The sequence below is a fragment of the Catenulispora pinisilvae genome (assembly GCF_015356865.1).
Taxonomy (GTDB): Bacteria; Actinomycetota; Actinomycetes; order Streptomycetales; family Catenulisporaceae; genus Catenulispora; species Catenulispora pinisilvae.
Genome location: NZ_JAAFZA010000375.1, coordinates 1 through 7,159 on the forward strand (window position 1 = coordinate 1; position 7,159 = coordinate 7,159).

At 70.3% G+C, this 7,159-nt stretch carries 4 protein-coding genes; 3 read left to right on the top strand and 1 reads right to left on the bottom strand.

Going from position 1 to position 7,159, the window contains the following annotated elements; all coding sequences use genetic code 11:
• The first annotated feature begins 193 nt into the window (after window positions 1–193).
• On the top strand, window positions 194–1,186 hold the full coding sequence (locus IZR01_RS46975; protein WP_194927630.1) for a mannosyltransferase YkcB-related protein: 993 nt from the start codon (window positions 194–196) through the stop codon (window positions 1,184–1,186).
• A 278-nt stretch (window positions 1,187–1,464) separates the two neighbouring features.
• Complete coding sequence (gene aspS, locus IZR01_RS46980; RefSeq protein ID WP_194927631.1) at window positions 1,465–2,757, top strand: aspartate--tRNA(Asn) ligase; 1,293 nt, start codon at window positions 1,465–1,467, stop codon at window positions 2,755–2,757.
• A gap of 134 nt (window positions 2,758–2,891) precedes the next feature.
• Here the strand turns inward: aspS and IZR01_RS46985 are convergent, their stop codons facing one another.
• Window positions 2,892–3,554, bottom strand: a complete 663-nt coding sequence (locus tag IZR01_RS46985) for a hypothetical protein (protein ID WP_194927632.1) — start codon at window positions 3,552–3,554, stop codon at window positions 2,892–2,894.
• 972 nt (window positions 3,555–4,526) lie between these two features.
• Between IZR01_RS46985 and IZR01_RS46990 the strand changes: the two genes are divergently transcribed.
• A complete protein-coding gene (locus IZR01_RS46990) occupies window positions 4,527–5,966 on the top strand; it encodes an aminopeptidase P family protein (RefSeq protein WP_194927633.1) in 1,440 nt (479 codons plus the stop codon).
• The last annotated feature ends 1,193 nt before the right edge of the window (window positions 5,967–7,159 follow it).

Sequence of the window (7,159 nt, forward strand, 5' to 3'; positions counted from 1 at the left end):
GGGGACGGCGGGGGCGTTCGCGTCGGTCGGAGCGACGGCCGGGGCAACGGCCGGATCGGCGGCGTTCGCGTCGACTCAGACGGCAGCCGGATCGCCGGCATCGGCTAGCCCGACGGCGTCGGCCGGGGCTGCGCCGGTCGCGTCGGCGACATCAGCCGGATCGCTGGCGGCAGCCGGATCGGCGCCCGGACAGATGTCCAGCGTCGAAGCCCTGGCAGCGCACGCGTCCCAGCACGCATCCCGCGCCGCGGACTCCGAGCGTCAGCAGGCGTCCGGCCCTGAGCGCGCACAGCGAAAGTCCACCGCCGGCTACGTGTTCTGGGGCGGCTGGCTCGGCATCTACGGCCTGGCCTTCTGCGCCGCCACCGGCATCCACTCCTACTACACCTCGACCCTGGCTCCCCCGGTCGCCGCCCTGGCCGGGGCCGCCTTCATCGCCGCCGCCCGCGGCCGCACCTGGCAGCTGCCCGCGCTGGTCGCCCTGACCGCCGGCTGGGCGTTCTTCGCCAGCCGCGAGACCCCGCACTACCAGCCGTGGCTCCGCTGGTTCGTGGTGGCCGCCGCGGTGGTCGCGATCGCGCTGGTGCCGTGGGCCCGCGTCGCCCGCAACCGTACCCTGGGCGTGCTTTCAGCGGTGGCGGTCGCGACGGCGGCGCTGGCCGCACCGGCGGTCTGGGCCACGTCGGTCCTCACCCGCAAGGGCGACATGATGGGCAGCGTGGCGGCCTCGGCCGGCCCGCCGCAGTCGATGTTCGGCGGACGCAAGTTCAGCGCGGCGGTCAACAAGGAGATCCAGCACGGCATCCACGACTTCGAGCACGGACCGGACCCGCGGGTCGTCACGTTCCTGAAGCGCAATCGCGACGGCCGCCCCTACGCCGCCGCGATCGACGGCTCGATGGCCGCCGCCCCCTACCTCGCGGACAACCTCCCGGTGCTCCCGATGGGCGGCTTCACCAGCGACGCCCCGGCGCCGACCGTGCAGGGGCTGGCGAACCTCGTCCACACCGGGCAGCTGCGCTACGTCGTGGTGTCGCAGCTGCGGATGGGCGGGCGAAGCCTGGCGGCACAGGACCGTGACGCGTGGGTCGCCGACCACTGCCACGGCGTCCCGGGTCTGGCTACTGGTACGGCTAGAGCTAAAGACAAGACGAATTCCCCAACCGGGGTATTCGATTGTTCCTGATCAGCGCGGAGGTTAAGATCACCTCAACACGCTGAAGGAGACGAGTAGCCTCGGATTCGGCGCGGGTCCAGAGAGCCGTCGGCAGCTGGGAAGACGGCCCCGCGTTCCGAGGCGAAGACACTCCGGAGTGCGGGGAGGCAATGCCCCGCCGGCCGGCCCCCGTCATCGGGCCACGAGAGGCCGCGGCCGTCAGGCCGCGGTGAAGGTGCGGTGGTACCGCGATTCCCTTATCGCCCGCACCCCCAAGGGATCACGTCGAGACCCCTTGGAGGGCTCAAATGATCCACCGCGTACTAGCGTCGGAGTTGTCGGCGCACGTAGGTGAAACCGTTCAGGTCTCCGGCTGGCTGCACCGCCGCCGCGAACTCAAGAACGTCACGTTCCTCATCCTGCGCGACCGCAGCGGCCTGACCCAGGCCGTGCTGCCGGGCGCCGTCGCCGGACAGTCGCACGACATCCCCGAGGAGACCGTGCTCTCCTTCGTCGGGACCGTCACGGCCAACGAGCAGGCACCCGGCGGCGTGGAACTCGTCGCGCCGGCCGAGGGCCCGCAGGTCGAGTTGCTGTCGAGCCCGGCCGAGACACCGCCGCTGGAGATCTACCGCCCGACCGTGACGGCCTCGCTGCCGACCATCCTGGACGGCGCCCCGGTGACCCTGCGGCACCCGCACCTGAGCGCCCCGTTCCAACTCACGGCCGCCTCGATCGCCGGCTTCCGCTCCGCGCTGGACGCCCTGGACTTCACCGAGATCCACACCCCGAAGATCGTCGGCTCGGCCACCGAGTCCGGCGCCAACGTCTTCGCCCTGGACTGGTTCGGGCGCAAGGCGTATCTGGCGCAATCGCCGCAGTTCTTCAAGCAGGCGATGGTCGGCGTCTTCGAACGGGTCTACGAGACCGGCCCGGTCTTCCGCGCCGAACCCTCGGACACCGCGCGCCACCTGGCCCAGTACACGAGCCTGGACGCCGAGCTCGGCTTCATCACCGACCACCGCGACGTGATGGCGGTGGTGCGCGAGGCGCTGGTCGGCATGGTCGCCTCGGTCGCCGAACGCGCGGCGGCCGCGGTGGACCTGCTCGGCGTCAAGCTGCCGACCGTCCCAGAGCAGATCCCTGAGATCCACTTCGCGGACGCGATGGAACTGCTCGGCGAGGACGAGCCGGACCTGTCCCCGGCCAACGAACGCACGCTCGGCGAGTGGGCGGTACGGGAGTTCGGCAGCGAGTTCCTGTTCGTCACCGGCTACCCGATGGCCAAACGCCCCTTCTACACCCACGCGCAGCCGGACCGGCCGCAGTACTCGAACAGCTTCGACCTGATCTTCCGCGGTCTGGAGCTGATCACCGGCGGCCAGCGGCTGCACCGGTACGAGGACTACGTCGCAGCGCTGGCGGCGCGCGGGGAGTCCACCGAGGCCTACGAGGGCTACCTGGCGAACTTCAAGCACGGGATGCCCCCGCACGGCGGGTTCGCGCTGGGGCTGGAGCGCTGGACGATGCGCTTGACCGAGGCGGACAACCTGCGGCGTACCGCCTTGTTCCCGCGGGACTTGCACCGGCTCACACCGTGATCGGGTGCTGATTCGCCAGCTCCGCATGACGCGGGCCCCTCGTCGTCGTCGCATGGCGGCGAGAGGCCCGCTTCTTCAGACCGGCAGCCCTCAGACCGGCAGCCGCCCCCTCAGCCCCACGGTCAGTCAGGGCCTCACGGCTGGAAGATGATCGGCAACCCCATCGGCATCATGACGGCCTTCGCCGTCCCGACCACTTGGCCGGACGCGTCATAGCCGATCACCTTCTGCGGCCGCTCAGCCACCACGAATCCGAACTCGACGAAAGCAGCACCCTGAGTCCGGTACACCGGGACGAACTCGGCGTGGTCGGCGTATTGCAGGCACAGATGGTCGACCTTCGGATCCATCCACGCCCCGACCAGATACGCCTTGAAGGTCATCCTGGCCGGCACCTTGGCGCCGTTGACCGTTGTCGACGTGCCCGGAATCGGCGTGCCGGGCCCCAGCCCCCCGGCCGAATCGAACGAGAAGTAGTCCTGCTCAGTGGGAGGAACGCCGAATTCCGCGTAGCCTGCTTCCCCCGGCCTACGGAACTGCGCCACCGCTCCCTCATGAAAGGCATCCGCCGCACCCGTCGGGTACGTCCCCGACGGCTTGCCGCTCATCCAGTCCGTGTGAGCCTGCTTGTTCGGGAACACATGAATCTGCTCCGCCCACGGGATCCCCATGGTCGTCCCCGAGATCGTGGTGAACTCCAGGCCCTCGACGGTCGTGGACGTCGTCGCCGGCACCGCACCGGTGACCGAGGCCGAGCAGGTCTTCGGCGAGGGCGGCGCGGACGTCGCCGGCCTCACGGATGTCGCGGGCGTCTTGGGAGCGGCGGCCGGCGCCACCTGCGCGCTCGCCCGTGACGGCCCCGCAGAGTGTGCGCCGAACGCGACCGCCCCCGCAGCCACTCCCAGCACCGCCAGCGACGACCCGGCCGCCGTGGCCCGATGCCGCACGCGACGCCGACGTGCCCCGCGAATCACCCCGGCCGCAGAGACCCCCGCGTCGTCACCCCCTCCTGAAGCAGCTCCCTGACTCGATCCGATGCCAGCGCAGATAGGCGCTCTCCAACGCAGTCTGCGTCAGATCCGCAGCCCGACGCGGGTCACCGGTCATCAGCTCCGCCAGGCGCAACAGACGAGCTCCCTGCGCCGTGACGAAGTCCGTGAAGTCGGCGTCCACGTCCTCCGGGTCCCGAGCCGCCGGCCCCGGTCTCGTGCCAGTGTCGTCATTCACACTCACCAGACGAATCACACGACCGCGCGGTTCTTCGGACCGCGCCACGGTTTGCACGGCGGCCCGGTTCTTCCGGCACCACTGCCCGGGTTTCCACGACAGTCCGGCTCTTCGGTCTGCCTCTACGGCCCGGTTCTTCGATCCGTCTCTTCGTTCCGGCTCTTCGATCCAGCTCTTCAGCCCAGCTCTTCAGCCCAGCTCTTCAGTCCAGCTCTTCAGTCCACCGCACCTGCTACCGCGACCATCTGGTTGTCCATCTCGTTGTCCACCTGGTTGTCCATCTGGTTGTCCAGGCCGCCGCGCCGGTTGCTTCAACAGTCCGATTCTTCGGCCTGCCCTTGCGGCCTGCCTTTGCGGCCTGCCTTTGCGGCCTGCCTTTTCAGTCCGACTGTTCGGTCCCCCGCACCCCGGTTACCTCGACCGCTCGTGGAATGTAACATTGCACAGTGCGGCCCGCGGCCCGGGAAGACGCCGTCAGCACACCGTCCCCGCACCGCCCTCGCACCGCACGTTCCAGCCCTTCGCACCCCCAGGGAGCCGCAGTGTCCAGCGACCCGAATCTGTCGAAGTTCGCCACCGGCAGCCATGACCTGCCGGTCACCGACGCCCTGGCGGCGTTCATGGCCACCCAGTGGGCCCCGTCCCCGCTCCCCGACCCGGGCCCGGTGCCCGCCTCCAGGTGGACCGGGCGCCGGCGCGAGGCGGTCTCGGCCCGCTTTCCCGGCGAGCGCCTGATCGTGCCGGCCGGCGTGGAGAAGCTGCGCAGCAACGACACCTACTGGCACTACCGCCCGCACAGCGCCTTCGCGCACCTGACCGGCAGCCAACTGCTGGAGGCGGTGCTGGTCTTCGAACCCAACGGCTCCGGCCACGACGCGATCCTGTTCGCCCACGACCGTTCCTCCCGCGACAACGGCGAAGCGTTCCGCGACCGCCGCCTCGGCGAGATGTGGGAGGGCCGCCGCCCCTCCCTGAGCGAAAGCTCGGAGCTGTACGGAATCACCACCGAGAACCTGAACCGCCTGTCCGACAAGCTCTCCGGCGCCGCGATCCCGACCCGCGTCCTGCGCGGCTCCGACCCCCGAGTCGACGCCCTGGTCACCGCGCGCCCCGAAGCCGACGCCGAGTTCACCGCCCACCTCTCCGAACTCCGCCTGGTGAAGGACGCCTGGGAACTCGAACAACTTCAGGCCGCAGTAGACGCCACCACCCTCGGCTTCCAAGACGTCGCACGCATCCTGCCCACAGTCGCCGGCCGCCCCCGCGGCGAACGCTGGGTCGAAGGCACCTTCAACACCCGCGCCCGCATCGAAGGCAACGACGTGGGCTACAACACCATCGTCGGCGGCGGCGCCCACGCCTGCGTCCTGCACTGGACGGCCAACAACGGCACCCTGCACCCCGGCGACCTCCTCCTCCTCGACGCCGGAGTCGAAGTAGACACCCTCTACACAGCCGACATCACCCGCACCCTCCCCATCTCCGGCACCTTCACCCCCCTCCAACGCGACCTCTACAACCTGGTCCTCCAAGCCCAAAACGCCGGCATCGCCACCCTCCGCCCCGGCGCCAGATTCCGCGACTTCCACTGGGCCGCCATGCGCACCATCGCCACCGGCCTCATCGACATGGGCCTCCTGAAGGTCTCCCTCGAAGAAGCAATGGACCCCACCATCGGCATCTACCGCCGCTACACCCTCTGCGGCAGCGGCCACATGCTCGGCCTCGACGTCCACGACTGCGCCAAAGCCCGCGCCGACGAATACGTAGAAGGCACCCTGACAACCGGCAACGTCCTCACCGTAGAACCAGGCCTCTACCTCCAACCCGACGACCTAACCCTCCCCCCAGAACTCCGCGGCATCGGCATCCGCATCGAGGACGACCTGGTAATCACCGAGCAGGGCGCACTGCTGATGTCCGCAGCACTGCCACGCGAGCCGGACGAGGTCGAGAGCTGGATGGCCGCGCAGGCCAGGTGAGGCGGCGCGGACGCGGACCGGGTGGCGCTGCGGGCGCCGGCAGGTCGGCGGGCGCCGAGCATGGGCCACCGGGCACCGGGCACCGGGCACCGGGCACCGGGCCATCAGGCATCGGGCAAGGACCATTCGCCACCGGGCTCGGCGAGCTGCGGGGGCGCGTATGCGAGCGTCGACCCCGCTTCGCCTGGCTACGCGGACGTCGGCTAGGTGTACAGCCCCGTGAGGTTGGCGAGCCGGCTGCCCGACACGCTTGGCTTGAGCGGCCGCGTCGGCCCGGTTGGCTACGTCGGCGTGGCCGACCGTCGCGGCCAGATTGCAACCTCGTTACCTACGCCGACCCAGCTGCGGCCCGGTTACCTGCCCCAGCCGGCCTGCGGCCCAGTTGCTTGCCCCAGCCCGGCCGCGGCCCAGCTACCCGCGCCAGCTTGGCCGCGGCCCGGTTACCTGCGCCTGCCCGACGGCTGCCCAGCTGCCTGCGCCAGCCCCCTGCCTCGCAGGTCGACCGAGGCGCGAATAGCCACGCAAGTCAGCTGAGGCAAGATGACCGACCAAGCCCGTTCGCAGCGCAATCACCCGCGTCGGCCGACCATGGCGACCGGAGGCGTCGGCTGAGCCACGGATGACCACGCAGCCCGCCCGAAGCCCGCCCCACGGCCGCCGCAGCAGCCAGCACGGCAACTCAGGCCTGCCAACCGCGCACAACCACCCGCCGCGCCAGCCGGCCACAACCGCCCACAACCGCCCGGCATGCCAGCGAGGCAACTCCGCAGCGCCAAACAAGCCGCCCACCACCGCGGCACCCGCACCTCACCCATTCGGCGCCAGCCAATCCGCGTAGCCCGATCTACGCCAATCACCCGATGTCCGATATGCAGCATTCACCCACTATTGAAGTAATCCAAAGGCCGCCAACCACCGCCAAACCCAACCGGCGGCCCCCGGACCGACGGTCACCACCGGCCGAGCGCGGACAGAGCTCACCGCACCCGCCCGAAGGCAGCCGCCACGCCCTCGATGACCTCGCGTCGTCGACTGCTCGAAGCGAGGCGATAAGGGCCTCCGGCTTCGGCCAAGTCGGAGGCAGATGGGGGATCGCCCCCGCATCGAGCAGGCCCCGCAAGGGGCGGGCACAGCACAACCCAACAGCCGGGCCCCGGCGTCTCCCCCAGGCGCCAGGGTCCGGCACCCAAACC